The following is a 25,795-nucleotide window of genomic DNA, read 5'->3' as shown; positions in this document are numbered from 1 at the left end:
CTTTTCCCTCGCCCGGCAAGGGCGAGGGAAGTCGCTATTGTCCTCGACACATAGCCGAATAAGAAAAGTCCCCGGCTGTGAGCAACCGGGGACTTTTCATACGGGGCTGAGCTGTGGCCTACGGCGTGAAGTCGATGGTGCGTTCGAACGGAGCATCGACAGCACGGCCACGATCCATGATCGGCGTGACCTCGGCGCCGTTCATCAGGGCCAGGGCCGCTTCGCCAAAGCCCATGCCCGGACGGCTTTCCTCCAGTACGACACAATCGGTGACGTGACCCGACGCCAGGGCGGTGCAACGCAGGCGCACGCTGAAGCGGTCGGTGCTCTCAGCCTTGGGCGCTACGGCGCGTTCGATGGCGGGTTGAGGCGCGCTATACAGGGCCGCGTCCTTGAGCAGAGGTCCAGTCGGGGCGCCCATCAGGGCCGTCATCAATGTCAGGCTGAAGGTCAGTGTCATGGCAGGCCTCGTTCGTCTTCTATTAAGATTTGAACGAGACCTCCGTTCCCCGAACTTTCAAAAACGCGCGGGTGTGTGCAACGAACCACACTTCGATTTCTCTGCTGACGTCAGAATGGCCTCAAGCTGGACTGTTGTTCCTGGCACAGGGTCTTCAGCCACGAACGCACGGTACGCAGACGCGCGGTGTCGTGGACATCGCGGTGGGTGGCTAGCCAGAAGCGACGTTCGATCAGGATCGACGGCAGCACGCGCACCAGACCCTCGGCCAGGAAGCACGGCAGGACGCCGACGCCGCCCCCGGCGGCGATGATCTCCCGCTGCGCCCGGATCGAAGACGAGGCGACGTGGGGCGCGAGGCCTGGCTGGACCTCGTCCAGATAGCGCAACTCGGGCGCATAGATCAGATCGTCGATATAGCCGACGATGTCGAAGCGGCTCAGGTCGTCGACGGTGTTCGGAACGCCGTTGCGGTGCAGGTGATCGGGCGAGGCGTAGAGGGCCAGCTGATACGGCGTCAGCGGCTCGACGATCAGGCGCGCGGCATGTGGCGTGGCCAAGGTGATCGCCATGTCGACCTCTCGGCGCGTCGGCGACAGGAAGCCGGAGGTGGCCGCCAGTTCGATGCTTAGACCCGGATGGGCCAGACGCAGCGCGGGCAGGGCGGGGGCCATCAGGGTGACGCCAAACCCTTCGGACGCGCTGACGCGCACCACACCGGCGGGCGCGTCGGGCTGGGTCACGCGGCCGGCGGCCTCCATCGCGCTTTCGGCCTCCAGACCTATATCGAGCAGTTGGGCGCCGGCGGCGGTCAGCTGAAGCCCGGTGGTCGAGCGGACAACCAAGGTGGATTTCAGCGCGCTTTCCAGCCGGGCGACCCGACGCCCGACCGTGGCGGCGTCGACGCCCAACCGCTGCGCCGCGCCGCCCAGCGAGCCTGCGCGCGCCGCGGCGATGAAGATGCGCAGATCGTCCCAGTCGTACATGGCCGTCTAGTCATCTTGCAAAAACGCAGAATGTTGCCTGCAACTTTGCATTATCGACCCGCGCGCAGGGGTGATAGCCATAGCCTCAACAAAAGAACTGACAGGGACATCCAGGCCATGCGCGACATTCGCCACTTCATCGACGGCGCGGCTTTTGACGGCGCGTCCGGACGCTTCAGCGATGTGTTCAATCCCAACACCGGGGATGTGCAGGCTCGCGTGCAACTGGCGACGACGGGCGAGGTCGATCGTGCGGTCCAGGCGGCGCAGAACGCCTTTGACGGCTGGGCTTCGACCAATCCTCAACGTCGCGCTCGCGTCATGTTCGACTTCAAACGCCTGGTCGAGGCGCGGATGGACGAACTGGCCGAGCTGCTGTCCAGCGAGCACGGCAAGGTCATCGCCGACTCCAAGGGCGACATCCAGCGCGGCCTGGAAGTGATCGAATTCGCCTGCGGCATCCCGCATGCGCTGAAGGGCGAATACACCCAAGGCGCCGGCCCCGGCATCGACGTCTATTCGATGCGCCAGCCGCTGGGCGTGGTGGCGGGCATTACCCCGTTCAACTTCCCGGCCATGATCCCGATGTGGATGTTTGGCGTGGCCATCGCGGTGGGCAACACCTTCGTGCTGAAGCCGTCAGAGCGCGATCCGTCGGTGCCGGTGCGTCTGGCCGAACTGATGCTGGAAGCCGGGGCCCCGAACGGCGTGCTGAACGTGGTGCACGGCGACAAGACGGCGGTCGACGCCATCCTGACCCATCCGTTGGTTCACGCCGTCAGCTTTGTCGGTTCGTCCGACATCGCCCACTATGTCTATCAGACGGGCGCCGCCAACCATAAGCGCGTCCAGGCCATGGGCGGCGCCAAGAACCACGGCATCGTCCTGCCCGACGCCGACATGGATCAGGTGATCAAAGATCTCTCCGGCGCGGCCTATGGCTCGGCGGGCGAACGCTGCATGGCGCTGCCGGTCGTGGTGCCGGTCGGCAAGAAGACGGCCGACGAACTGCGCGAGCGGATGGTCGCCGAAATCCCCTCGATGCGGGTCGGCGTCTCGACCGATGCGGGCGCCCACTATGGTCCCGTCGTCACGTCTCAGCATCGCGAGCGTGTCGCGGGTTGGATCGAAAAGGGCGTTCAGGAAGGCGCTGAACTGGTCGTCGACGGCCGCGACTTCAGCCTGCAAGGTCACGAGAAGGGCTATTTCATCGGCCCGTCGCTGTTCGACCATGTGAAGCCGGAGATGTCGTCTTATCAGGAAGAAATCTTCGGTCCGGTGTTGCAGATCGTGCGGGCCGAGACGTTCGAGGAGGCGCTGGCCCTGCCGTCGAACCACCAGTACGGCAACGGCGTCGCCATCTTCACCCAGAACGGCCGCGCAGCGCGCGACTTCGCCGCCCGGGTCAATGTCGGCATGGTTGGGATCAATGTGCCGATCCCGGTGCCGGTCGCCTACCATACCTTCGGCGGCTGGAAGCGTTCGGCCTTTGGCGACATCAACCAGCACGGCATGGAGGGCGTCCGCTTCTGGACCAAGACCAAGACCGTGACGGCCCGCTGGCCGGACTCGGCGCTGGAGCATTCGGACAGCTCGTTCGTCATTCCGACGATGCGCTGAGGCCGTCATGGATTTCGCTCTCAACGACGACCAACGCGCCATTCAGGACGCCGCACGCGTCTTCGCCGAGGCAGAACTGGCGCCCCATTCGGCGCGCTGGGATGAGGACAAGCATTTCCCCGTCGAGGTGATGAAACAGGCGGCCGAGATGGGCTTCTGCGGCATCTATACGGCTGAGGAGCACGGCGGCATGGCCCTGGGCCGGGTCGAGGCGGCGGTGATCTTCGAGGAGCTGTCGCGCGGGGACGTGGCGACGGCGGCCTTCATCTCGATCCACAACATGGCGACGTGGATGATCGATCGCTTCGGGTCGGACGATCTGCGCGGCCGGTTCGTGCCGTCGCTGGTCGGGATGGACAAGATCGCCTCCTACTGCCTGACCGAGCCGGGCTCGGGGTCGGATGCGGCGGCGCTGCGGACCACGGCCGTGCGCGACGGCAACCACTATGTGCTGAACGGGTCCAAGGCCTTCATCTCCGGCGCAGGCACGTCTGACGTCTATGTCGTCATGGTCCGCACGGGCGGCGAGGGGGCGAAGGGCGTCAGCGCGATCGTGGTCGAGGCCGGCACGCCCGGCCTGTCGTTCGGCGCGCAGGAAAAGAAGATGGGCTGGAACGCCCAGCCGACCGCCATCGTCCAGTTCGACGACTGTCGCGTGCCGGTCGCCAATCTGCTGGGCGAAGAGGGGGCGGGCTTCCGCTACGCCATGGCTGGTCTGGATGGCGGGCGGCTGAACATCGCCGCCTGTTCGCTGGGCGGGGCGCGGCTGGCCCTGGAAACGGCGCAGGACTACGTCGCCACCCGCAAACAGTTCGGCCGTCCGATCGGCGAGTTCCAGGCGCTGCAGTTCCGGCTGGCGGACATGGCCACGGACCTGGAGGCGGCTCGGCTGATGGTGCTGCGCGGCGCCTGGGCCATCGACACCGACCATCCTGAAAAGACGAAGTGGTGCGCCATGGCCAAGCGTCTGGCCACCGACGCCTGTTTCCAGATTGCCGACGAGGCCCTGCAACTGCACGGCGGCTATGGCTATCTGAAAGACTACCCGCTGGAACGGATCGTGCGCGACCTGCGGGTCCACCGTATTCTGGAAGGCGCCAACGAGATCATGCGGGTGATCATCGCGCGGGAGATGACCAAGTGAGCGACGCCGAAGTCGTCACCCGGATCGAAAACGGCGTCGGTCGCATCACCCTGAACCGACCCAAGGCGATCCACGCGCTGAACCGGGCGATGTGCGAGGCGATGACAGAGGCGCTGCTGGCCTGGCGTTCGAATCCTTCCGTCTCCTCCATACTTATAGACCACGCCGGCGAGCGGGGCTTTTGCGCGGGCGGCGACATTCGCATGATCGCCGAAAGCGGTGCGGGCGATGCGTCGGAGGCCAAGGCCTTCTTCCTGGCCGAGTACCGGTTGAACCACCTGATGTTCGACTATCCGAAGCCGATCATCGCCATCGTGGACGGCATCGTCATGGGCGGCGGGGTTGGCATTTCCGAGCCGGCCGACATTCGTGTGGCGACCGAGCGCACCACCTACGCCATGCCCGAGACCGGGATCGGCCTGTTCCCCGACGTTGGCGGCGGCTGGTTCCTGCCGCGCCTGCCGGGCCAGACCGGCGTCTGGCTGGCGCTGACAGGCGCGCGGCTGAAAGCGGCGGATACGGTGGCCCTGGGCATCCACACGCACTTCGTGCCCGCAGATCGTGTCGAGGCGCTGAAGGCCGATTTGATGGGCGAGGCCGCCGATCCGTCGTCGGTCGTGGCGCGCCACGCCGGGGACGCGGGGCCTGCACCGCTGTCGGCCCACCGCGAGGCCATCGACCGGCTGTTCGCCTTCGACACGGTTGAAGAGATTTTTCAGGCGCTTGAGGTGGACGGGTCGGAGTGGGCGCTGAAGCAGCTGGAAACCCTGAAGACCAAGTCGCCACAGTCGCTGAAGGTCTCGCTGCGCCAGATCCGCACGGGCGCAACGCTGAACAGCTTCGCCGACAATATGGCGATGGAATACGCCCTGGGCGGCCGCGTCGTGCGCACCCACGATTTCCAGGAAGGCGTGCGGGCCGTGATCGTGGACAAGGACAATGCGCCGAAATGGTCCCCGGCGGACCTGTCGGGCGTTACCGACGAGACGCTGGATGCGCTGTTCGCGCCGTCGCCGGACAATGAAAAATGGACGCCGCTGGCCTGACCACGGCGCCGACAAAGGGAGAGACACCATGACCAAGATCGCCTTCATCGGCCTGGGCAATATGGGCGGCGGCATGGCCGCGAACCAGGCCAAGGCAGGCCATGCGGTCGCCGCCTTCGATCTGTCGGCGCAGGCGCTGGAACGAGCGGTGGCGGCCGGTTGCGTTGCGGCCGGATCGGTCGCCGAGGCGGTCAAGAACGCCGAGGTGGTCATCACCATGCTGCCGGCCGGGCCGCACGTACTGAAGGTTTATTCCGAACAGATCATCGGCGCGGCTCCGTCGACCGCCCTGCTGCTTGACTGTTCGACCATCGACGTCGAAACCGCGCGCAAGGTCGCCGGGCTGGCCAAATCGGCTGGCTACGCCTTTGCCGACGCGCCCGTGTCAGGCGGCACCGCAGCGGCGGATGCGGGCACGCTGGCCTTCATGGTCGGCTGCGACGAGAGCGACTTCGCCCGCGTCGAGGCGGCGCTGGAGCCTATGAGCCGCATTACCATCCGCGCCGGCGATCATGGCGCGGGGCAGGCGGCCAAGATCTGCAACAACATGCTGCTCGGCATATCCATGCTGGGCACCTGCGAGGCCGTCGCCTTGGCCGAAAAACTGGGGCTGGACCCCGAACGGTTCTTCGAGATCGCGTCCAAGTCTTCAGGTCAGTGCTGGAGCGTTACCAGCTACTATCCCTGGCCGGGTCCGGTGCCGACCGCGCCGTCGAACCGCGACTATCAGGGCGGGTTCGCCACGGCCATGATGTTGAAGGACCTGAAGCTGGCTCAGGACGCAGCGGCGAAATCCGGCGCTTCAACGCCGTTGGGCGCACAGGCCGAGGCGCTTTACGCCCTGTTCGACGGCATCGGGCATGGCGGTCGCGATTTCTCCGCCATGCTTCAGATGCTGCGTGGCAAGCTGGATGAGCTTAACCCGGCATAGATTCGTCTTTCGCATTGTGATTGCGGCCCGTGCAGCTTCGGCGGCGCGGGCCTTTTCGTATGCGGCCGCGGCCGCGACGCTGATCGCTACGGCGGGTGCGACCAAGGCGCGCGCCTGCCGTGTTCGCCTTATTCCGTTCGCCGGAACGAGCCTGCGAAGAGTGAAGTCAAAGCAGTAACTTAGCTCTCGCTGACCGTTGAGGCGGCTCTAGCAAAGATCGAAAATCGCCTGAAATGCGGCTGAACGGTGCTTGCGGCGCACATTGCTCCTGTGTCATGTAACCGCTTACATCGCCTATCGACGGATCTTCGAAAAGGGGCCGGGACGATAGGGAGCAGGGAGAATTCGATTGGACATGGCCGCGCCTAGCGCTGCGTCTGCACGGCAGGAGGGCCAGCCCTTCGCCAAGGCCGCCACCATGCGCGACGTGGCTGAACGCGCCAATGTGTCGGTTGCTTCTGTCTCTCGTGTGTTGAACGGCTTGGGCGTGACCTCGGACGCGACGCGCCAGCGGGTGCTCGATGCGGTCGAGGACCTTCGCTATGTCCCGCACTTCGGCGCCCGCAGCCTGTCGACCAGCAAGAACGACACGATCGGCGTCATCCTGCCCGACCTGTTCGGCGAGTTCTTCTCCGAGCTGATCCGGGGCATGGACCTCGCCGCCCGCGCCCACGGCAAGCATCTGATCGTGTCCAGCTCGCATGACGGCGCCGAGGACACCTTGGCGGCCGTGCGTTCGATGCGCGGGCGGGTGGACGGCATGATCGTGCTGTCGCCGCATCTGGGCGCGGCGAACCTGTCGTCCGAGTTCGCCGGTCGGATGCCGGTCCTGCTGATGAACGGCGGCGCGGCAGAGCCCGGCCGGGCGTCCATCATGATCGACAACCACGGCGGCGCCGTCGGCGCGGTCCAGCATCTGCGGTCCACCGGCCGCAGGCGCATCGCTCACATTCGCGGCGCCGCCGGCAACATCGAGGCGGACACGCGTGCGGCCGGATATACGGCGGCGCTGGATGGTCATGACCCGATCATCGTCGAGGGCGACTTCTCTCAGGCCTCGGGCCATCGCGCGGCGACCCAGCTTCTGTCCATGACGGAACGGCCCGACGCCGTCTTCGCCGCCAACGACATGATGGCCGTCGGCGCCCTTTTAGCCTTCCAGGAGGCCGGCGTACGCTGTCCTGAAGACATCGCCGTCGTCGGCTTCGACGACGTGCCTATCGCCGCCCTGATGCGGCCCGCGCTGACCACCATGCGCGTCAATATTGCGGAAATCGGCCGAAGGGGCGTCGAACGCCTGATCGGCCTGGTCCAGGCCGGCGCGACCGCCGACGCCACGGACACCGCTTGCGAAATCGTTCGGCCGATCCTGGTCGAACGCCAGTCCACCGCGGCGGCCTCGTCCGCCAGGTTCAACAAAGGGTAGGCCAGCCATGTCGCTGAAAACCGATCCCATCAGGAGGGGAGAGCTCAGGATGACCCAGTTCAACACGCGTAAGGCCGCGACACGTCAGGTCGCCTTGGCCGCAGCATCGGCGCTAGCGCTGACGCTTGGGTTCGCCGGCGCCGCATCTGCGCAGAGCGCGACTTCTACGCTTCGGGGCGTTGTCTATGATGGTCAGAATGTGGAAACCGGTGGCGTCGTTACGGCGACAGATGCTGCGACGGGGTATGTGACGCGTGGCCGTATTGGCGAGAACGGTCAGTATGTCATTCCGGGTCTACGTCCAGGAACGTTCCGAATTCAGGTCACGACCAGTGACGGACAAACGACAGAAGACACCGTCACGCTAGCCTTGGGCCAAGTCGGTACGCTGAACCTGGATGTGGCGTCGGCTCCGGCAGCAGCCTCCACCGATGGGGCCACGACGCTTGGCGACATCGTCGTTACCGGGCGCCGCATCTTCGACGTTCGTACATCAGAGGTCGGAACCAGCGTCAGCCAACAGCAGATCAACAACCTGCCGCAGATCAACCGCAACTTCCTGAACTTTGCGGCGCTTGCGCCTGGCGTGCGCGTGACGGAAGGCGACACTGAGCGCACGATCACAGCCGGCGGGCAGCCTTCTAGCGCGATCAACGTCTTCATCGATGGACAGAACCAGAAGTCGCTAATCAACGACGGCGGCATCGCCGGTCAGGACGACAGCCGCGGTAACCCCTTCCCGCAAGCCGCAGTGCAGGAGTTCCGGGTGCTGACCCAGAACTTCAAGGCCGAATACGAGCAAGCATCATCCGCGATCATCACGTCGGTCACACGCTCTGGAACCAACCAACTCAGCGGCGACATGTTCGTCACCTATCAGGACACGGATTGGATCGCGCAGACCGTATCCTCTAAGGACCGCACAAAGAATAACGGAGACGCCCGTCCTCGGCTTGATCGCCTGCAATATGGCGGTTCGGTTGGCGGTCCGATTATCGAAGACAAGCTGCACTACTTCCTGTCCTACGAGCGCAAGGAAGAAACCCGCGCTAGTTCGGTGTTCCTGCGACGCGCTGAATACACCTCGTTGTTCCAACAAGAGCTGGGAACTTTCGAAGGTCCGTTTGAGCAGGATCTGGCTTTCGGAAAGTTGTCCTGGGCGATCAACGATCAACAGCGCTTGGATCTCAGCGGCACTTATCGCAAGGAGCAGGATATCCGCGGCTTTGGCAACGGCCCCGATGCCTTCTCGCGCGCCAATGCGATCAATGGTGAAACACAGTCGATCCAGTTGCGTCACCAATTCCAGGGTAGTGGATTTCTCAATGAGGCATCGGTCGACTATCTAAAATCACAGTATAATCCGCGAGCCCTGAACTTTGATCTGCCTGGCCAGCGTTACGTGTCCTATCGCGACGCTGATACCAAATCTACAGCACCCGGATTCCAGTTCAACTATGGTCAAAGCGAGGGCATCTTTAACGCTGGTGGCGGCACAAACAATCAGGATCTTACGCAAGAGAGCCTGACGTTTAAGAACGATCTGACGTTCAACGATGTCGAGGCATTCGGCCTTCATACCATCAAGATGGGCGTGAAGTATTCGATGCAAACGCTGAGCGTCTTCAAGCAGTTCAACCGAAACCCCCAGTTCACCTACGACGTCGATGCCCGGCCCGAGGTTGTCGGATCGAGTACGATTCCGACTGTTGTCACTCTAAACCTTCCCGTCGATCCTACGTCGGTGGATAACAATGTTCTTGGGCTCTACCTCCAAGATGATTGGCAAGTCACGGATAAGCTGGAAATCAACTTGGGTCTTCGCTGGGATTACGAGGATAACGCCGTAAACAACGACTGGCGGACTCCTGACGATATCCGGCGCTTGCTGACCGCAATCGGCAACGTTCCAGGTTTCTCCTACCCATCCTATATCAATATCAACGATTATATCTCTGACGGTGATCGTCCAGCGTTCAAGGACGCCTACCAGCCGCGCATCGGCTTTTCCTACGACTTCTTCGGCGATGAGCGAACGGTGCTGTTCGGGGGAGCGGGCCGGTATTACGACCGGATCGGCTTCAACTTCGCGTTCGACGAGCGGTTCAAGCCTTACCAACTGTCGCGGACGATCTACTTCTCCCCGTCGGGCGGCGCCTATGGCGGCCGTACGGATACGATCGCTTGGAACCCGGCCTATGCCACGCCTGGCGGTCTAGACGCGCTGTTGGGTGGCACGGTCGGCCGTGGCGAAGTCTTCCTCATCAAGAACGATGCACCGCCGCCCGTCACCGATCAGTTCAATCTGGGTCTTCGTCAGAAGTTCGGCGAATGGCAGACGGCACTGACCTTCTCCTATGCCAAGACCAAAAACGAATTCGCTTGGTATCGCGCCAACATTGATCCGACCACGAACAACGTGCCTGCTGCTGTTCAACCGGCCAACCTCATTGACCCGGTCACCGGCTTGGCCTTCCCATACAATGGTGGTGTATTCGTATCGAACCATGATCGTGAGCGGGAAATGCACGCGATCTATTTCACCGCGGACAAGCCTTTCAGCTCGGCAAGTGGTTGGGGCGTGAATGTCGCATACACCTTTATGGATGCGACGCAGAACGGCAGCCGCGATCAAGGGCTCGGCAACTTCGACTTCGACTATCCGTGGACCAGCTATTCGCCGACCTTCAATACGCCAGGCGTCGAGCGTCATCGGTTAGTCATGTCGGGTACGGTCGCGCTGCCGATGGACTTCCAACTCTCTTCGATCATTACGCTGGGGTCCGGACTGCCGTTCAATATCGGTGGGCGCGGTCCCGGCCTGAAGCCAGACTGGTATGCCGCCTATCCCGAAAAGCACGCCTTCATCATCCCCGCGTGGGAGTGGGCGTATCGTCAGGTTGACCTCAGATTGGCGAAAGAGTTCGGAGTTTGGGGAGGGCAGAAAGTCGAGTTTACGCTCGATGCCATCAATGTGTTCAACTTCAAGAACTACAGTGGTTTTAACGAGACCTATACTGTGAATGGTGCAGGCGTCGATTTGAACCCGACGTTTGGGCGGCCTACGGCGCAGTTCATGCCGACCCGCAGCTTCCAAGTCGGCCTGCGTTACTCATTCTAAATCCTGAGCCTGGGCCGCCTCGTGCTTGTTGCGAGGCGGCCTTTCTTTTTCGATTGAGACCCAGTGAGCGTGCCCATGAATCGTCGAAACTTCCTGATGCGGACCACCACAGGCGCGGCGGCTCTGGCCGTTGGATTTCCGGTGATGGCGGCGGCGCAGCAGGCGGCGGCGACGGGGGCGGTCAATGGGACGCAGAGACGGCCGATGAGGCTGGATCAGGAGATCGAGGAGCTGCAGGAGCGGACGTTCCGCTGGTTCGAGAAGGTCACGGATCGCAAGACCGGCCTGACGCCGGATCGCTGGCCGACGCCGTCGTTCTGTTCGGTGGCGGCGGTTGGGTTCGCCCTGACCTGCTGGCCGGTGGGCGTCGAGCGCGGCTGGATGAGCCGGGTCGAGGCGCGTGAGCGGACCCTGACGACGCTGCGCTTCTTCCATGACCTGCCGCAGGGTCCCGAGGCCAGCGGCACGGCGGGGTACAAGGGCTTCTTCTACCACTTCCTGGATATGGAGACGGGGCTTCGCTACCGGACCAACGAACTGTCCACCGTCGATACAGCCCTGCTGATCGGCGGCATGTTGTTCGCCGCCCGCTACTTCGACGGCCGTCATGCTGACGAGGCGGAAATCCGTCAGAAGGCCCAGGCCATCTACGAACGGATCGAATGGCCGTGGGCCGTGATCCGCGACAATCGCATAACCATGGGCTGGCACCCCGAGAGCGGCTTCATTCCCTCCGACTGGCACGTCTATAACGAGGGCATGCTGGTGCTTCTGCTGGCCATCGGCAGTCCGACCCATCCGGTGTCGGTCAATGTCTGGCACGAATGGGCGGCCAGCTATGACGAGAGCTGGACAGATCGCTGGGGCAGCTGGCACCTGAACTTCGCGCCCATTTTCGGGCACCAGTACAGCCATATGTTCATCGACTTCCGCGGCATTCAGGACGCCTGGATGCGCGGGCAGTCTGCCCAACTGGGCGAATACCTCGACTATTTCGAAAACAGCCGCCGCGCCGTCTACGCGCAGCAGAAATACGCCCACGACAACCCTGGCGGCTGGGCCGGCTATTCGTCTGAGGTCTGGGGCCTGACCGCCTGCGACGGGCCGGGCGATTTCAAACAAGTCATCGACGGCAAGGAGCGCGAGTTCTTCAGCTATTCCGCGCGCGGTCCGGGCGAGCGCGACGACGGCACGATCGCGCCGACGGCGGCGGCCAGCTCCATCGCCTTCGCGCCCGAAATCGTCGTGCCCTGCATTAAGGCGATGAAGGCGCGATATGGCGCGGGCGTCTATACCGAGTGGGGCTTCCTCGACAGCTTCAACCCGACCCTGACGATGCGCGACGGGCCGCTGCAGCACGGCACGATCGTGGACGGCGTGGGCTGGGTGGATGGCGACTATCTGGGCATCGACCAGGGGCCGATCGTCATCATGACCGAGAACCACAGGTCCGAGTTCGTCTGGCGCTATATGCGCGGCGAGCCAAATATCCGCCGCGCGCTCGACATCGCGGGCTTCACCGGCGGCTGGATGAACGGATGAGTTTGACGGCGCCCAAGCCCCATCTTGATCGACGTGGCGCGCTGGCCCTGATGGCGGGAGGGGCGGCTGCGGCCTGCACCCCGCGCCGCGACGGCGAGATCGTGCTGCGCTTCTGGGCCATGGGCAATGAGGGCGGGACGGTGGGCCAGTTGATGCCTGAGTTCGAGCGCCGCAATCCGGGCGTCCGCGTCTCGGTCCAGCCCCTGCCGTGGACGGCCGCGCACGAAAAGCTGCTGACCGCCTATGCCGGGGCCTCGCTGCCGGACGTCAGCCAGATCGGCAATACCTGGGTGGCGGAGCTGACCGCCATCGGCGCCCTGTCGCCGACCCCGGCTGAGGCCGCGAACCTGCTGACCGACCAGTTTCCGGCGGTGCTGGAGACCAACGAGATCGCCGGCCGCGCCATGACTACGCCCTGGTATGTCGACACGCGGCTGCTGTTCTATCGCAAGGATCTGCTGGCGCGGGCCGGCTTCGACGCGCCGCCCGAAGACTGGGCCGAATGGAAGCGGGCCATGCATGCGATCAAGCGTGTGGCGGGCGGCGACAACTACGCCATCCTGCTGCCGTTGAACGAGTTCGAGCAGCTTCTGACCTTCGGGCTTCAGATCGATGAGCCGCTGCTGAGGGATCGGGATACGCGCGGAAACTTCTCCAACCCCGGCTTCGTCGCGGCCTTGGCCTTCTACCGCAGCCTGTTCGACGAGCAGTTGGCGCCGCTGGCCTCGTCGACGCAGATTTCCAACGTCTGGACCGAGTTCGCCAGGGGCTATTTCAGCTTCTACTTCTCCGGCCCTTGGAGCGTGGGCGATTTCCGCGGCAAGCTGCCCGCGTCGTTCCAGCCGAACTGGGCCACGGCGGGCGTGCCGGGACCGAATGGCCTGGGCGCCTCGGCGCCGGGCGGGTCCAGCCTGGCGGTATTCAAATCCTCCCCGCACCAGGAAGCCGCCTGGGCCCTGGTCCGCTATCTGTCCGAGCCGGCGGTGCAGGCCCAGTTCAACACCATCGTCGGCGATCTGCCCGCACGTCAGAGCGCCTGGGACATCGCGGGCGTGGAGCGCGACCCGATGCTGGCGCCCTTCCGGGGCCAGCTGGCGCGCGCCAAGGCCGTGCCCAAGGTGCCGGAATGGGAGCGGATCGTGACGGAGATGCAGATCGTCGCCGAACGGATGGTGCGCGGCGAATACAGCCCCGAGACCGCCGCCGCCGAGATCGACCGCCGCGCCGACCGCCTGCTGGAGAAGCGCCGCTGGATGATGGAACAGGGCAGGGCCGTATGACCGTCGTCGATCCGACATTGGCTAAGGTCAGGCCGTCGCGGGGACGCGGCGCACGCGAACGCGCCGCCTGGGCCTTCGTCGCTCCGGCCATGATCGCCATCGGTCTGTTCTTCGCCATTCCGGTGATCGCGGCCCTGCTGCTCAGCCTGACCGACTTCGATATCTACGCCCTGGCGAACCTGGACAATCTGCGTTTCGTCGGCCTGCAGAACTATGAGCGGCTTCTGACCAATCCCCTGTTTTGGGGGGCGATGAAGAACACCTTGACCTTCGCCGTCCTCGGCGTGCCCCTGTCCATCGCCGCGTCCCTGGCGGCGGCGGTGATTTTGAACGCGCGGGTCGTGAAGTGGCGGCCGATCTGGCGGGTGATGTTCTTCGCCCCCTATGTCACCACACTGGTCGCGACGGCCGTGGTGTGGCGCTATCTCCTGCACACCCGCTACGGCGTCATCAACTGGGGGCTGGAGAGTCTCGGCCTGCCGGCCGTGGATTGGCTGGGCGACCCATCGACCTCCATTCCGGCGATCCTGATGTTCGTGGTCTGGAAGATCTTCGGATACAATATGCTGATCTTCCTGGCGGTGCTTCAGACCGTGCCGGACGACCTGTATGAAGCCGCGCGCATCGACGGCGCCGGCCCATGGAAGCAGTTCCGCCATGTGACCCTTCCGGCCATCGCGCCAACCATGCTGCTGGTCTCGATCATCTCGGTCGCCAGCTTCTTCCAGCTGTTCGCCGAACCCTATGTGATGACGCAGGGCGGACCGGCCCAGAGCACGGTGACGGTGCTCTACTTCATGTACGAAGAGGGCTTCAAATGGTGGAACCTGGGCTCCGCCAGCGCCGTCGCCTTCATCCTGTTCCTTTGTATCCTCGCGATTACCCTGGTCCAGCTGGCGGTCGCCAAGCGGGTGGGGGCGTATCAGTGAAACTCCGCGCGATCCTGCTCAATCTGGCCGTCGGCCTCATCGCCATCATCGTCCTGTTCCCATTGGTCTGGATGGTGTCGGTCAGCTTCATGGCGACCGGCGAGGCGGCGGTCTTCCCGCCGCCGCTGCTGCCTTCGCATTGGACGCTGGAGCATTATCGGGATCTGTTCCTGAATCAGGGTATGGGGCGGTATCTGTGGAACAGCTTCGCCCTTGCGACCTTGGCGACGATCCTGGCGCTGGGGTTCACGGTTCCGGCCGGCTACGCCTTCGCCAAGCTGAAGTTCGCCGGGCGCGAGCGGCTGTTCCAGTTCCTGGTCGCCGCCCTGGTGGTGCCCGCCCAGATCGGCACCCTGCCGCTGTTCCTGATGCTGAAGTCGATGGGCCTGGTGAATACCTACGCCGGCGCCCTGGTGCCGTGGCTGGCGTCCATCTTCGGCCTGTTCCTGGTGCGCCAGTATGCGCTGAGCATTCCCGACGAGATGTTGGAGGCGGCCCGCATCGACGGCGCCAGCGAGGGCCAGATATTCCGCCGCGTCGTCCTGCCGACCTTGCAGCCGATCATCGTGACCCTGGGCCTGTTCGTCTTCCTGGGCAGTTGGAACGACTTCCTGTGGCCGTTGATCATCCTAACGGACCAGTCGAACTACACCCTGCCGGTCGCCTTGGCGGCCCTGTCGCGCGAGCATGTGCAGGACATCGAACTGATGATGGCCGGCGCCGTCGTCACGGTCGCGCCCGTGCTGATCCTCTTCCTCGCCCTGCAACGCTACTACATCCGCGGCATGCTCGCGGGCAGCGTGAAGGGCTGACCAGAACTGCGAGTTTCGATGCGTAATCTCCTGCTGGCCGCCGCCTCGGTCCTGACCCTCGCTCTGGCCGCGCCCGCCATCGCCCAGGAAACGCGCGTTCTCGACAGCATGGACGACGCGGCGCGGTGGGAAGCCAGCGCCTCGACCGACGTTCACGCCGCCGTCTCCGCCGTCGCCGGCCATGACGGTCGAGCCGTGCGGCTCGATTACGATTTCGACGGCAAGGCGGGCTATGCGGTGCTCAGCCGCCCGCTGCCGTTCGACCTGCCCGAGAACTACGAGATCAGCTTCTGGGTGAGGGGCGCCGGGCCGACCAATACCTTCGAGGTCAAGCTGACCGACGCCTCGGCCGACAATGTCTGGTGGAAGCAGACGGCGCGCTACGACTTTTCCGACGGCTGGACCAAGTTTGTCATCAAACGCCGTCAGGTCTCCAAAGCCTGGGGACCAAGCCCCGAAACCATCCTGCGTCGCGCCGAGCGGGTCGAATTCGTCGTGGTCGCGGCCGAGGGCGGCAAGGGCTCGGTCGAGATCGACCAACTGACCCTGCGCGCCCTGCCGGTCGATCCGCTGGTCCCGCCCCAACCGATCGCCAGCGATGGGCAGACGAACTCGACCGCCGCCAACGCCGTCGATCTCGACCCGAAAACCGCCTGGACCCCGCCGGTGGGGGAGGCGTCGGCCCTGACATTGGACCTGGGCTACGAGCGCGAGTTCGGCGGCCTGACCCTGCGCTGGGGCGAGCGGGGCGCGGCGAGCGACTATCGCGTTTCGGCCTCGATCGACGGGCGCGACTGGCGCGAACTGGCGACGGTCACGAGCGGCAACGGCGGCGTCGACTGGCTGAGGACGCCCGAGGCGACGGCGCGCTGGCTGAGACTTAAGCCGCTGAAGCCCGTTCCTGCCTCCGATGTGGTCGGCTCGTCCGGCGCGGGCCAGCGGCTGGGCGCGGCCCAGGCCACGACCTACGCGCTGAACGAGATCGAGGTCGAACCGCTGACGTTCGGCGCGGACCCCACGGTTTTTCTGGAAGCTGTCACCAAGGAAAACCGCCGCGGCCTTTATCCGCGCGGCTTCTCCGGCGAGCAGTCCTACTGGACCCTGGTCGGGGTCGATGGGGGCGGCGAGAGCGGCCTGATCGGCGAGGACGGCGCCATCGAACTGCGCCGCGCCGGACCCAGCATCGAGCCGTTCGTCGTCGATAACGGGCGGCTGATCACCTGGGCCGACGTCAATATCGAACAAGGGCTGAAGGACGGCGACCTGCCCATCCCGTCCGTGACCTGGACCGCCGACGACTGGACGCTGAAGATCACCAGCTTCGCCGACGGGCCGCCCGATCAGGCGCAGCTGTGGGCCCGTTACGACCTGACCAACACCTCCAGCCGGCCGCGCACCCTGACCCTGGCCCTGGCCGCACGCCCCATGCAGGTCAATGCGCCGCGTCAGTTCCTCGCCATTCCCGGCGGCGTCAGCCCGGTGGAGACGATCGGCTGGGACGGCGCCGAACTGAATCTGAACGACACGGTGCGGGTGCAGCCGTTGGCGGCACCGGATCAGGTCGCGCTGGCGACCTTCGACGCCGGCAGCGATCCGCAGTCCCTGATCCTGCCATCCGCGCGGCGACCTGCGGGCGAGGTCATGGCGACGACCGACGCCACGGGTCTGGCCGCCGGCGCCCTGACCTACGAGGTGACGCTGCAACCCGGAGAGACGCGCACGGTCGGCTGGGTGTCGCAGCTATCCGGCGACGCCTTGGCGCCCGAGCCCGTGGGGCAGGCGGCGGCTGTGCTGAAGGCGGTCGAGACCCGGCTGGCGGCCGAATGGCGCGCGAAACTGGATCGGGTGGACCTGACCCTGCCGCCCGCCGCCCAGCGGATCGAGGACGCGCTGAAATCTTCGCTGTCCCATATGCTGATGTCGCGTCAGGGGCCGATCCTTCAGCCGGGAACCCGCAGCTACAACCGCTCCTGGATCCGCGACGGGGCCATGATGGCCGAGGGGCTGAACCGGCTGGGCATGGCCGAGCATTCCGCCGACTATCTGCGCTGGTACGCCCCCTATGTGTTCGAGAACGGAAAGGTCCCGTGCTGCGTCGATGCGCGCGGCGCCGATCCGGTGCCCGAGAACGACAGCCACGGCGAGTTCGTCTTTCTGGCCGCCGAGACCTACCGTTACACTAGGGACGACGCCCTGCTGCGCCAGGTCTGGCCGCAGGTGCAAAAGGCGATCGCCTATATGGACGAGCTGCGCGCCTCGACCCGGACGGCGGCCTTCCAGGCGCCGGACCAGCGTCACCTATATGGCCTGCTGCCGCCGACGATCAGCCACGAGGGCTATTCGGACAAGGCGGCCTATTCCTATTGGGACGATTTCTGGGGCCTGCTGGGCTACAAGGACGCGGTCTACATCGCCGAGACCCTGAACGATGTAGAGGCTGCGGCCCGCTACGCGGCAGCGCGGGATCAGTTCGCCGCCGACATCCGGGCGTCGATCACGGCGACGGCGGCCCATCACGGCATCGACTGGATCGCCGGGGCGGCCGACCGGGGCGATTTCGACGCCACCTCAACCACCATCGCCCTGTCGCCAGCGGGCGAACAGGATAATCTGCCGCCCGAGCTTATGGCGCGAACCTTTGATCGCTACTGGGAAAACTTCCAGAACCGTGTGACCAACCGCACGGCGTGGAAGGACTACACCCCCTACGAATGGCGGCTGGTCGGCGCCTATGTGCGGCTGGGTCAGAAAGACCGGGCGCTGGATGTGCTGGACTTCCTGATGGCCGACCGCCGGCCCGAGGCCTGGAACGGATGGGCCGAGGTCGTGGGCCGCGAAAAGCGCGAGCCACGCTTTATCGGCGACATGCCGCACGCCTGGATCAGCTCGGACTATATCCGCTCGGCGCTCGATCTGTTCGCCTATGAGCGGGACCGCGATCACGCCCTGGTGCTGGCGGCGGGCGTGCCGGAGGCGTGGCTGGATACGGAAGAAGGCGTCGGAGTGCGGAATCTGCGCACCGCCTATGGGCCGCTGACCTATGGCTATCGCAAGGAGCGACAGGGCTATGTGCTGACTTTGAGCGGTGAAGCGACGCCGCCGGGTGGGTTCGTGCTGCAATGGCCGGCCGGGCAGGGGCGGCCGGAGCAGGCACGGATCGACGGTCGTGCGGCGACGTGGTCGGGCGACGAGTTGCTCATTCCGGCGGGGACGCGGCGGGTGGAACTGCGCTGACCACCTGCGTCCCTTCTCCCCTTGGGAGAAGGTGGCTCGAAAGGCCGGATGAGGGGCGGCCGGTAGGCTAGGTCGCACCATCAGACCCTCACCCTTTCGCGCGAAGGACGATCGCTAACGCTCTCGTGCGCTCAAGCCCTCTCCCAATGGGAGAGGGATCAGAGCCTCTGGAACGCCTTACCGGCCGCGTCGAACAGATGCGCTTGTTTCGCGGGGACGTGCAGCGTCAGGCGCTCGCCCGCCTTGGCGCGGAGTTCAGCCGCCAGCTGAACCGTCAGCGTGTCTTCGGACGCTGGATGCTTCAGGTGCGCCATGGTCGTCGCACCCAGGGTTTCCACGAACATGACCTCGGCGGTCAGCGCATCGCCGTCGCCGGTCGTGGTCAGATGCTCGGGACGGACGCCCAGGGTGACGGCATCGCCCGGCTTGGCCGAGGCCGTATCCACGGCGACGCGGATCGTCTCGCCGGCCGTCGTCTTCACCGTCGCGCCGGTGGCAGACGCCTCGACGATTTCTACTTTTAGCAGGTTCATCTTGGGACTGCCGATGAAGCCGGCGACGAACAGATTGGCCGGGTGTTCGTACAGCTCCATGGGCGCACCGACCTGCTCGATCCGCCCACCTTTCAGCACCACGATCCGGTCGGCCAGGGTCATGGCCTCTACCTGGTCGTGGGTGACGTAGATCATGGTGGTCTTCAGTTCGGCGTGCAGCCGCGCGAACTCGTAGCGCATCCGCACCCGCAGGGCGGCGTCCAGGTTCGACAGGGGTTCGTCGAACAGGAAGACCTCGGGCTCGCGCACGATGGCGCGGCCGATGGCGACGCGCTGGCGCTGACCGCCCGACATGGCCTTGGGCTTGCGATCCAGATAGTCGGTGATGCTGAGCGCCTCGGCGGCGGCGCGCACGCGTTGGTCGATCTCGCCCTTGTCCGTCTTGGCCAGCTTCAGGCCGAAGGCCATGTTCTCATAGGCCGTCATGTGCGGGTAGAGGGCATAGGACTGGAACACCATGGCGATGCCGCGGTCGGAGGGCGACAGATCGTTGACCACGCGGTCGCCGATCAGAACCTGGCCCGTCGTCGCCTCTTCCAGGCCGGCGATGGTGCGCAGCAGGGTGGACTTGCCGCAGCCCGACGGGCCGACGAAGACCACGAACTCGCCGTCGGCAATCTCGAGATCGACGCCCTTCAGCACCTCGACGGCGCCGAACCCCTTTTTCACGTCGACCAGACGGACGTTCGCCATGCTTCCTGCTTCCCTGAACCGTTTCTGTTTTGTCGCACCGTAACCGGTTACATGGCGGGATCAATGGCGCACGATGTCTCGCCGCCAACTGAAATTGCAAATCTGCAAAATTGGGCTTTCGCAAAAACGAAGTGCTGGATAGAAGCCCGCTGCCAATCGCGGGGGGAGTATCCGAATGACGCAGCGCAACTTCTTGATGACGACAGCCTCGATCGTCTGGCTGGCGACGGCTGCGGCCGCCCAGGCCCAGGAGGCGTCGCGCGTGGACGATGTGGTCGTCACCGGCTCCCGCATCGCAGGCGGCGAGCGGATCGCCCCGGTAGAGACCGTGGCCCGCGAAACGGTGGCCGCCGCTGGGATCGCCGATGCCTCTCAACTTGTCCGGCTGGTCACGGCCAATTCGGGATCGGAGGCCCAGGTCGATCAACTGAACCAGCCGCAGAGTTCGGGCACGGCCCAGTTCAACCTGCGCAATCTCGGCCTCGGCTCGACCCTGGTCCTGGTGGACGGACAGCGCTGGACCAACAGCGCCGTGGTGGCGACGGACGGCTCGGGCTTCGTCGACATCAACTCGCTGGTTCCGATGATCGCGCTTCAGCGGGTCGAGGTGGTCAAGGACGGCGCCTCGGCGGTCTATGGCTCCGACGCGGTGGCGGGCGTGGTCAACTTCATCACCCGGCGGGGCGTGGACCGTCCCGAGATCAGCGCCAAATACGCCGTCGCCGACGGGTCGGAAGAGAGCGTGATCGAGGCCCTCGGCGGGTTCAAACTGCTGGGCGGCGAGCTGACGCTGGCGGCCTCGCATTTCCATCGCTCGGCCCTTGGGTCGGACGAGCGGGACTTCACCCAGGCCGAACGCTATGGCCGCGCGGCCTGGACGGCCGTGACCAGCTATGGCCAGCCGGGTTCCTATTTCCGACCCAGCCGCAATGGCTTTTCGCCCGATCCGGCGTGCGGCAATCCGGCGTTCGGCAGCGCCTATCTGAACTCGCCCACGGACGCCTTCTGCCGGCTGGACTATTCGGACTTCTTCGATCTGGTCCCGGAGGAGACGCGCACGCAGCTGTTCGCGGATTACCGGCGGCCTGTGGGCGACATGATCCTGTCGCTGCAAGGGGCGTGGTCGGCGACGAACACCATCGCGCGCCAGTCGCCGTCGCTGCCGATCCTGGCGCGGTCGCTGACCGTGCCGGCGAGCCATCCCGACAATCCGTTCGGCGAGACGGTGCTGTTCCGGGGGCGGCTGCTGGGGGCGGAGGCCGGCGCGTCCCAGGCCGAGTTCGACTATCGCACATGGCGTGTGGCGGCCGGGCTGGATGGCCGCTTCGGCAATGGCTGGACCTGGAACCTGTCGGCGACCGGCAGCCGCCAGCACGTCGCCTATGACAAGCCCGACACCATCGGCAGCGCCTTGCAGAATGCGCTGAATGGCCGGGGCGGGGCGGGCTGCAATCCCGCGACGGGGACGCCCGGCGTCGGCGCCTGCCAGTATTTCAACCCGTTCGGCAGCGCCTATCTGGGGAGCGGAACGGCGAACAGCGCCGCGCTGATCGACAGCCTGATCGGCTCGACCGGCCTGCGGGGCGCGGCGACCCTGACGACGGCGGACGCCTCGACCAGCGGCGAGGCCCTGGCTTGGGACGGCGGGTCGGTCGATGTCGCCGTGGGCGCCCAGTATCGCCGCAGCGGCTTCCGTCACGACTGGAGCGATCTGGTGAACCGGGGCGATCTGCTGACGGCGGGTGTGTCGCCGGACTTCGAGGGCGATCAGGAAGCCTTGGCCGCCTTCGCCGAAGCCCGCCTCCATCTGGGCGACCGGATCGAGGCGCAACTGGCCGGGCGCTACGAATCCTACGACGGCAACGAGGGCCGGTTCAGCCCCAAGGCCGCGATCCGGTGGGACGTCAACGACGCCCTGGCCCTGCGCGCGTCGTGGGGGCAGGGGTTCCGGGCGCCGTCGGTCTATGCCCAGTCGGGGGCGCAGGCGTCGCAGCCGTCAGTGTTCGACCGGGGTGCGTTCGTCTTCGTCAACACCCTGACCTCGGGCCGAGCCAACCTGAAGCCCGAGAAGTCCGAGAGCCTGAACCTGGGCGCGGTCTGGACGCCGATCGAGGGGCTGGAACTGGGCGTGGACGCCTGGCGGTTCGACTATGCCGATCAGGTTGTCAAGGAGTCGGCCCAGGCCATCATCAACCAGGCGGCGGCCGACACGGCGGCGGGGCGGACCGGCACGGAGGCCCAGAGCCGCATCACCCGCTCGGCCAGCGGCGCCCTGACCTTCGTCCAGCTGTATTTCGTCAACGCCTCGTCCATCGAGACCCAAGGGATTGACCTGTCGGCCCGCTATCGGCGCAGTCTGTGGGGCGGGGAGGCGACGGCCTCGGCGACCTGGACCTATGTGGACGCCTATGACATCCGGCTGGACGCGTCGGCCGCCAAAGTGTCGGGCGTCGGTTCGACCAACCTGAACAACATCGGCCGATCCCTGCCACGCAATCGCGGGGAATTCGCCCTGGGTTGGAGTGGCGGGGCGAATGCGATGACAGCCCTGGTCCACTATACCGACGGATACGCCAACGACCGCAGCGGCATCACCGACGCCAGCATCGCCAGCCAGACGACGATCGACCTGCTCTACAGCCGCACGATCGGCGCTGACCTGGATCTGTCGGTCGGGGTGGTCAATGTGGCCGACAAGGCCCCGCCGCTGGCGCAGTTCGCCCTGGGCTATGACCCGGTCGTGGCCGATCCGCGCGGACGGGTGGTCAGCATCGGCCTGAGCAAGCGGTTCTGATCGGCGGTTGCGCGGTCAATCGGGCGGTGTATGCATCCCCTAGGGGAGAATCCGATGACCGACGGCGAGACGACGCGCAAGCAGGCGTTCAAGGACCTGTCCGAGGACGCGCTGGGCTTTGGCGGCGCAGAGATGCGGACCGCGCGCGACCTGCTGGTGCGGCCCCGGTTGGTGCTGCAGGCCTGGATGATCGAGGGGCCGACGGGGGGCGGGCGTTACGCCAAGCCGTTGAAGCTGTATCTGGCGCTGAACGCGATCCTGATGCTGATCGTCTTTCTGCGCGGGGGCTTGAGCTTCTACCTGGAAGGCATGCCGGCCGAAGTGCTGAACCCCCTGCTTCAGGAAGCGGGCAAGTCGCGCGACGCCTTCATGTCCGACGCCGACGGCTGGATGTCGCTGGTGGCCGTGCCGATCATGGCGCCGCTCTATGCCCTGGCGGCCATGCCGCTGTTTCGCCTGTGGGATGCCGAGGACCTGGGCCTGAGATGCGGATTCCGCGCGGCCTTCGCCTATCTGAACGCCTGGACCGTGCCGATGCTGCCGCTGGCCTGGTTCATGTTCAGCCCCGGCCCGCTGGCTGCGGCGTGCAGCCTGTTGACGCTGGTGCTGGGCATCGTGGCCTTCATGCGGATGGGGCGGGTACGGTGGTATCGGGGCGTGGTCCCCGGCCTGGCCAAGGGCCTGGTCGTGATGACGGCCATCGGTCTGTCCAGCGTCGTTGCGACCTTTATCGTGATGGTCATCGGCGTCTTCGCCGGGTTCGCGGCCTAGACGGTCGCCTGACAAAAACACCGTCTAATTCGTCTAATTCGTCTGAAATCAGCGAAAGAGCGAAATTGCACGGCGCCGAAAAAGGGCGTGCAAAGTGCAAGGTGGTGCAATTCCTGAGCGCTGCTGTTTTCAAAGACCCGTCGACATCATAGTGCCCTTCAGGGACACGTAATGTCGATTGACGAAGGCCGTCTCTAAGCGCCCGAGACTAAAGAGGATTTGTCGGCGAACAATGACGGCAAGGGTGGGCGCCTCTGTGCGTGGATCGGTCGTCGCTCCGCATCTGTCTCGAAACCTCATTTTCGGTAGTTGCCTTGTCGACAGGGGCGCGAGCGAGGGCGACAGTGTTCGTCGAAGCCTCAAACGGTCCGCCAATGTCTCTGCGTTTACAGGCCGCTCAGGTCGCTTGGCTGAATACGAAGCTGACCCTCGATTTCATCGCCGCATCCCGCACCTGGATCGACGAGGACCTGATATCCGCGCTGCTGACGGCGGGCGTCGTGGATGCAAACGTCAGAGGCGCCGACGACGAAGGTGCGGCACGCGACTCTTCCATTGGAGCCCGCATTTTGCCGAACGCCCTGCGGCGGCCTGTGAATGCAATCAGCATCGCCATGTCCCTGGGCGTGCCGCGCGAGAGCGCACGCACCAAACTGGCGGGATTGGTGGAGCGGGGCGTGCTGGTGCGGACCGACGGCGGCTTCGTCTTGCGCGCCGAGGTGTCGCAGTCGAAACCGTTCAAGTCCGCGATGGAAGCCTTCCTTTTGGCCACGGTGGAGTTCGTCGATGGGCTGGCGATGCTGAACGCATGCGGCGCCCGCGACGGCGACCGGGTCGTCACGCCAGCCTGGCCAGTCGCAGGCTTGGCGACGCGGCTGATGACGGCGCACGTCCTGAAAGGCATCCAGCACGCCCGATCGCTGAAGCCCGAAATCAGCCTGACGACGCACTACGTCCTGCTTTGGCTGTCGCATCTCACCGGAAGCGCCTTGCGGGTTGTTCAGGAGCCGGACGCCGGCTGTCTTGGCCCCCTGAACCCGCCGTTCGGGCCGGTGAGCGTGATCGAGGTCGCAAAGGCCGCCAGAATGGACGACGAAACGGTTCGCCGGCACTTGGGTCAGCTTGAAAAGGCAGGCTTGGTCATCCGGGTCGCGGGCAAGAGAGACATCAATCTGCCGGATCAGACCCTGGTCGCGAACTGGCTCGATTTCCAAAGCCGGACGATCCTCGGCACGCAGCAGCTGGTGCGCAAACTCTATGTCGCGGGCGTGATCGTCGATCGGCCAAGCGAAACCATTCGTTTGTTCTGAACGACGATGATGAGGTTCGCATCACAGATTGATGCTGGGGCTGCATTCGTCGATTGCTCGTCGAATGCCGTCGTCAACAGGGGCCGCACCGATGCCAGCCCTTATTGATGCGTTCGACTGGGCGACGACGCCCCTTGGGCCAAAGCGCGATTGGTCGCCCGCGCTGAGCATTACCTATGAAATGATGATGGGAATGGGTTTCGCGGCCAGCGTCATGTGGGGCCCGGAGCGCACCTTGCTCTACAACGGCGCCTACATTCCGCTGCTCGGACAAAAGCATCCGAACGCCCTGGGCCGTCCGCTGGATCAGGTCTGGCATGAGGTGTGGGACGATTTGCGCCCTCTGACGGAGCGCGCGCTGGCAGGCGAAACCGTTTTTCTGGAAGACCTGCCGCTGACGATGGTTCGAAACGGCTATTCGGAAGACACCTGCTGGGTGCTTTCCTACAGCCCCGTGCGGGATGGCGACGCGATCGTCGGCATTCTCAATATCGCCATCGAAACGACCGAGCGGGTGCGGGGCGAGCAACACCGGCAGATGCTGGTCGACGAATGCGGCCACCGGGTGAAGAACACGCTCGCGCTGGTTCAAGCGGTCGCCCGGAGCACCTTGTCGGGCGTCGATCGGGATGTGCTGGAGCGTTTCGACGAGCGACTGAACGCCATCGCCAAGACCCAGCAGACGCTGGATGAAAAGGCGTGGAATGGCGGCGACCTCGGTGAGATTGTTCGCGACGCGGTCGGTAATCTGGTGCGCAGGCCGGTTTCCATCTCGGGGCCGTCGGTGCACCTGTCGCCGCGTGTGGCGCAGACGGTCGCCTTGATCATCCACGAACTGACGACGAACGCGTTCAAGCATGGCGCCCTCGCCAAGCCCGGCGGCCGGGTCTCGGTCGATTGGCGGTTTGATGAGGGTGAACTTGTCCTGACGTGGATCGAAGGCGGGGGCGCGCCGGCCCATCCGCCGCTCAAGACCGGCTTTGGCGTCAAACTGCTCGCGAGAGGCCTGCTGGGGTGCGGCGGCGCGGATCTTCGTTACGGCGTGGAGGGGTTCTCGGCGACGTTCACAGCGCCGGCGTCGCGTCTGACCGACAGTTGACGATGCCTTGCGAGGGGGCGAAAGCGGCTGCATTCGCTTGATC

Annotated in this window: 18 protein-coding genes; 15 read left to right on the top strand and 3 right to left on the bottom strand. The window is 65.1% G+C overall.

Going from position 1 to position 25,795, the window contains the following annotated elements:
• Window positions 1-118 precede the first annotated feature (118 nt).
• Together BVE01S_RS07005 and BVE01S_RS07000 are read right to left on the bottom strand one after the other, a co-directional pair.
• Window positions 119-460: a TonB family protein gene (locus tag BVE01S_RS07005; protein WP_066625945.1), complete on the bottom strand. Its 342-nt coding sequence runs from the start codon at window positions 458-460 to the stop codon at window positions 119-121.
• Window positions 461-570: 110 nt separating this feature from the next.
• Window positions 571-1,446 (bottom strand): LysR family transcriptional regulator, encoded by an 876-nt coding sequence (locus tag BVE01S_RS07000; RefSeq protein ID WP_066625942.1) that lies wholly within the window; start codon window positions 1,444-1,446, stop codon window positions 571-573.
• Window positions 1,447-1,563: 117 nt separating this feature from the next.
• On the opposite strand from BVE01S_RS07000, the gene BVE01S_RS06995 reads away from it, so the two are divergent.
• The 11 genes from BVE01S_RS06995 to BVE01S_RS06945 all read left to right on the top strand — a co-directional run bounded on the left by BVE01S_RS06995 (window position 1,564) and on the right by BVE01S_RS06945 (window position 18,531).
• Window positions 1,564-3,066, top strand: coding sequence for a CoA-acylating methylmalonate-semialdehyde dehydrogenase (locus BVE01S_RS06995; protein ID WP_066625939.1), 1,503 nt, complete (start codon window positions 1,564-1,566; stop codon window positions 3,064-3,066).
• A gap of 7 nt (window positions 3,067-3,073) precedes the next feature.
• Window positions 3,074-4,210, top strand: a complete 1,137-nt coding sequence (locus tag BVE01S_RS06990; protein ID WP_066625937.1) for an isobutyryl-CoA dehydrogenase — start codon at window positions 3,074-3,076, stop codon at window positions 4,208-4,210.
• The gene (locus BVE01S_RS06985; RefSeq protein WP_066625935.1) at window positions 4,207-5,256 is read left to right on the top strand and encodes an enoyl-CoA hydratase/isomerase family protein; all 1,050 of its coding nucleotides are present in this window, start codon (window positions 4,207-4,209) and stop codon (window positions 5,254-5,256) included. Before BVE01S_RS06990 ends, BVE01S_RS06985 begins: the two co-directional genes overlap by 4 nt.
• Window positions 5,231-6,187 (top strand): 3-hydroxyisobutyrate dehydrogenase, encoded by a 957-nt coding sequence (gene mmsB / locus BVE01S_RS06980; protein ID WP_146111968.1) that lies wholly within the window; start codon window positions 5,231-5,233, stop codon window positions 6,185-6,187. The genes BVE01S_RS06985 and mmsB overlap by 26 nt, the downstream gene beginning before the upstream one ends.
• A gap of 355 nt (window positions 6,188-6,542) precedes the next feature.
• The gene (locus BVE01S_RS06975) at window positions 6,543-7,613 is read left to right on the top strand and encodes a LacI family DNA-binding transcriptional regulator (RefSeq protein WP_205678507.1); all 1,071 of its coding nucleotides are present in this window, start codon (window positions 6,543-6,545) and stop codon (window positions 7,611-7,613) included.
• Window positions 7,614-7,662: 49 nt separating this feature from the next.
• Window positions 7,663-10,734, top strand: a complete 3,072-nt coding sequence (locus tag BVE01S_RS06970; protein WP_066625931.1) for a TonB-dependent receptor — start codon at window positions 7,663-7,665, stop codon at window positions 10,732-10,734.
• 75 nt (window positions 10,735-10,809) lie between these two features.
• Window positions 10,810-12,276, top strand: a complete 1,467-nt coding sequence (locus tag BVE01S_RS06965; protein ID WP_066625929.1) for a glucoamylase family protein — start codon at window positions 10,810-10,812, stop codon at window positions 12,274-12,276.
• On the top strand, window positions 12,273-13,556 hold the full coding sequence (locus BVE01S_RS06960) for a sugar ABC transporter substrate-binding protein (protein ID WP_205678506.1): 1,284 nt from the start codon (window positions 12,273-12,275) through the stop codon (window positions 13,554-13,556). The genes BVE01S_RS06965 and BVE01S_RS06960 overlap by 4 nt, the downstream gene beginning before the upstream one ends.
• The gene (locus BVE01S_RS06955; RefSeq protein WP_174523848.1) at window positions 13,553-14,485 is read left to right on the top strand and encodes a carbohydrate ABC transporter permease; all 933 of its coding nucleotides are present in this window, start codon (window positions 13,553-13,555) and stop codon (window positions 14,483-14,485) included. Before BVE01S_RS06960 ends, BVE01S_RS06955 begins: the two co-directional genes overlap by 4 nt.
• Window positions 14,482-15,297 (top strand): carbohydrate ABC transporter permease, encoded by an 816-nt coding sequence (locus BVE01S_RS06950; RefSeq protein ID WP_055754970.1) that lies wholly within the window; start codon window positions 14,482-14,484, stop codon window positions 15,295-15,297. The genes BVE01S_RS06955 and BVE01S_RS06950 overlap by 4 nt, the downstream gene beginning before the upstream one ends.
• 18 nt (window positions 15,298-15,315) lie before the next feature.
• Window positions 15,316-18,531 (top strand): discoidin domain-containing protein, encoded by a 3,216-nt coding sequence (locus BVE01S_RS06945; protein WP_066625927.1) that lies wholly within the window; start codon window positions 15,316-15,318, stop codon window positions 18,529-18,531.
• Between the two features lie 158 nt (window positions 18,532-18,689).
• Here the strand turns inward: BVE01S_RS06945 and BVE01S_RS06940 are convergent, their stop codons facing one another.
• Window positions 18,690-19,778 (bottom strand): ABC transporter ATP-binding protein, encoded by a 1,089-nt coding sequence (locus BVE01S_RS06940; protein WP_066625924.1) that lies wholly within the window; start codon window positions 19,776-19,778, stop codon window positions 18,690-18,692.
• A 175-nt stretch (window positions 19,779-19,953) separates the two neighbouring features.
• On the opposite strand from BVE01S_RS06940, the gene BVE01S_RS06935 reads away from it, so the two are divergent.
• The 4 genes from BVE01S_RS06935 to BVE01S_RS06920 all read left to right on the top strand — a co-directional run bounded on the left by BVE01S_RS06935 (window position 19,954) and on the right by BVE01S_RS06920 (window position 25,752).
• Window positions 19,954-22,572 carry a TonB-dependent receptor domain-containing protein gene (locus BVE01S_RS06935; RefSeq protein ID WP_066625921.1) on the top strand — a complete coding sequence of 873 codons (2,619 nt, stop codon included), beginning with the start codon at window positions 19,954-19,956 and terminating at the stop codon, window positions 22,570-22,572.
• Window positions 22,573-22,626: 54 nt separating this feature from the next.
• Window positions 22,627-23,343 carry a hypothetical protein gene (locus tag BVE01S_RS06930; protein ID WP_066626180.1) on the top strand — a complete coding sequence of 239 codons (717 nt, stop codon included), beginning with the start codon at window positions 22,627-22,629 and terminating at the stop codon, window positions 23,341-23,343.
• Window positions 23,344-23,717: 374 nt separating this feature from the next.
• On the top strand, window positions 23,718-24,653 hold the full coding sequence (locus tag BVE01S_RS06925) for a winged helix-turn-helix domain-containing protein (RefSeq protein ID WP_066625918.1): 936 nt from the start codon (window positions 23,718-23,720) through the stop codon (window positions 24,651-24,653).
• A gap of 31 nt (window positions 24,654-24,684) precedes the next feature.
• Window positions 24,685-25,752, top strand: coding sequence for a sensor histidine kinase (locus tag BVE01S_RS06920; protein WP_084375327.1), 1,068 nt, complete (start codon window positions 24,685-24,687; stop codon window positions 25,750-25,752).
• The last annotated feature ends 43 nt before the right edge of the window (window positions 25,753-25,795 follow it).

This window comes from Brevundimonas vesicularis NBRC 12165 (assembly GCF_001592205.1).
In the GTDB taxonomy this organism is placed as follows: Bacteria; Pseudomonadota; Alphaproteobacteria; order Caulobacterales; family Caulobacteraceae; genus Brevundimonas; species Brevundimonas vesicularis.
The sequence above is the reverse complement of the archived record's forward strand: the minus strand, read 5'-3'. Positions and strand labels throughout refer to the sequence as shown.

Coding starts and splice junctions, on each gene's coding strand:
- BVE01S_RS07005 (WP_066625945.1), bottom strand. CDS start 460: ATGACACTGACCTTCAGCCTGACATTGATGACGGCCCTGATGGGCGCC.
- BVE01S_RS07000 (WP_066625942.1), bottom strand. CDS start 1,446: ATGTACGACTGGGACGATCTGCGCATCTTCATCGCCGCGGCGCGCGCA.
- BVE01S_RS06995 (WP_066625939.1), top strand. CDS start 1,564: ATGCGCGACATTCGCCACTTCATCGACGGCGCGGCTTTTGACGGCGCG.
- BVE01S_RS06990 (WP_066625937.1), top strand. CDS start 3,074: ATGGATTTCGCTCTCAACGACGACCAACGCGCCATTCAGGACGCCGCA.
- mmsB (WP_146111968.1), top strand. CDS start 5,231: ATGAAAAATGGACGCCGCTGGCCTGACCACGGCGCCGACAAAGGGAGA.
- BVE01S_RS06975 (WP_205678507.1), top strand. CDS start 6,543: ATGGCCGCGCCTAGCGCTGCGTCTGCACGGCAGGAGGGCCAGCCCTTC.
- BVE01S_RS06970 (WP_066625931.1), top strand. CDS start 7,663: ATGACCCAGTTCAACACGCGTAAGGCCGCGACACGTCAGGTCGCCTTG.
- BVE01S_RS06965 (WP_066625929.1), top strand. CDS start 10,810: ATGAATCGTCGAAACTTCCTGATGCGGACCACCACAGGCGCGGCGGCT.
- BVE01S_RS06960 (WP_205678506.1), top strand. CDS start 12,273: ATGAGTTTGACGGCGCCCAAGCCCCATCTTGATCGACGTGGCGCGCTG.
- BVE01S_RS06955 (WP_174523848.1), top strand. CDS start 13,553: ATGACCGTCGTCGATCCGACATTGGCTAAGGTCAGGCCGTCGCGGGGA.
- BVE01S_RS06945 (WP_066625927.1), top strand. CDS start 15,316: ATGCGTAATCTCCTGCTGGCCGCCGCCTCGGTCCTGACCCTCGCTCTG.
- BVE01S_RS06940 (WP_066625924.1), bottom strand. CDS start 19,778: ATGGCGAACGTCCGTCTGGTCGACGTGAAAAAGGGGTTCGGCGCCGTC.
- BVE01S_RS06935 (WP_066625921.1), top strand. CDS start 19,954: ATGACGCAGCGCAACTTCTTGATGACGACAGCCTCGATCGTCTGGCTG.
- BVE01S_RS06930 (WP_066626180.1), top strand. CDS start 22,627: ATGACCGACGGCGAGACGACGCGCAAGCAGGCGTTCAAGGACCTGTCC.
- BVE01S_RS06925 (WP_066625918.1), top strand. CDS start 23,718: ATGTCTCTGCGTTTACAGGCCGCTCAGGTCGCTTGGCTGAATACGAAG.
- BVE01S_RS06920 (WP_084375327.1), top strand. CDS start 24,685: ATGCTGGGGCTGCATTCGTCGATTGCTCGTCGAATGCCGTCGTCAACA.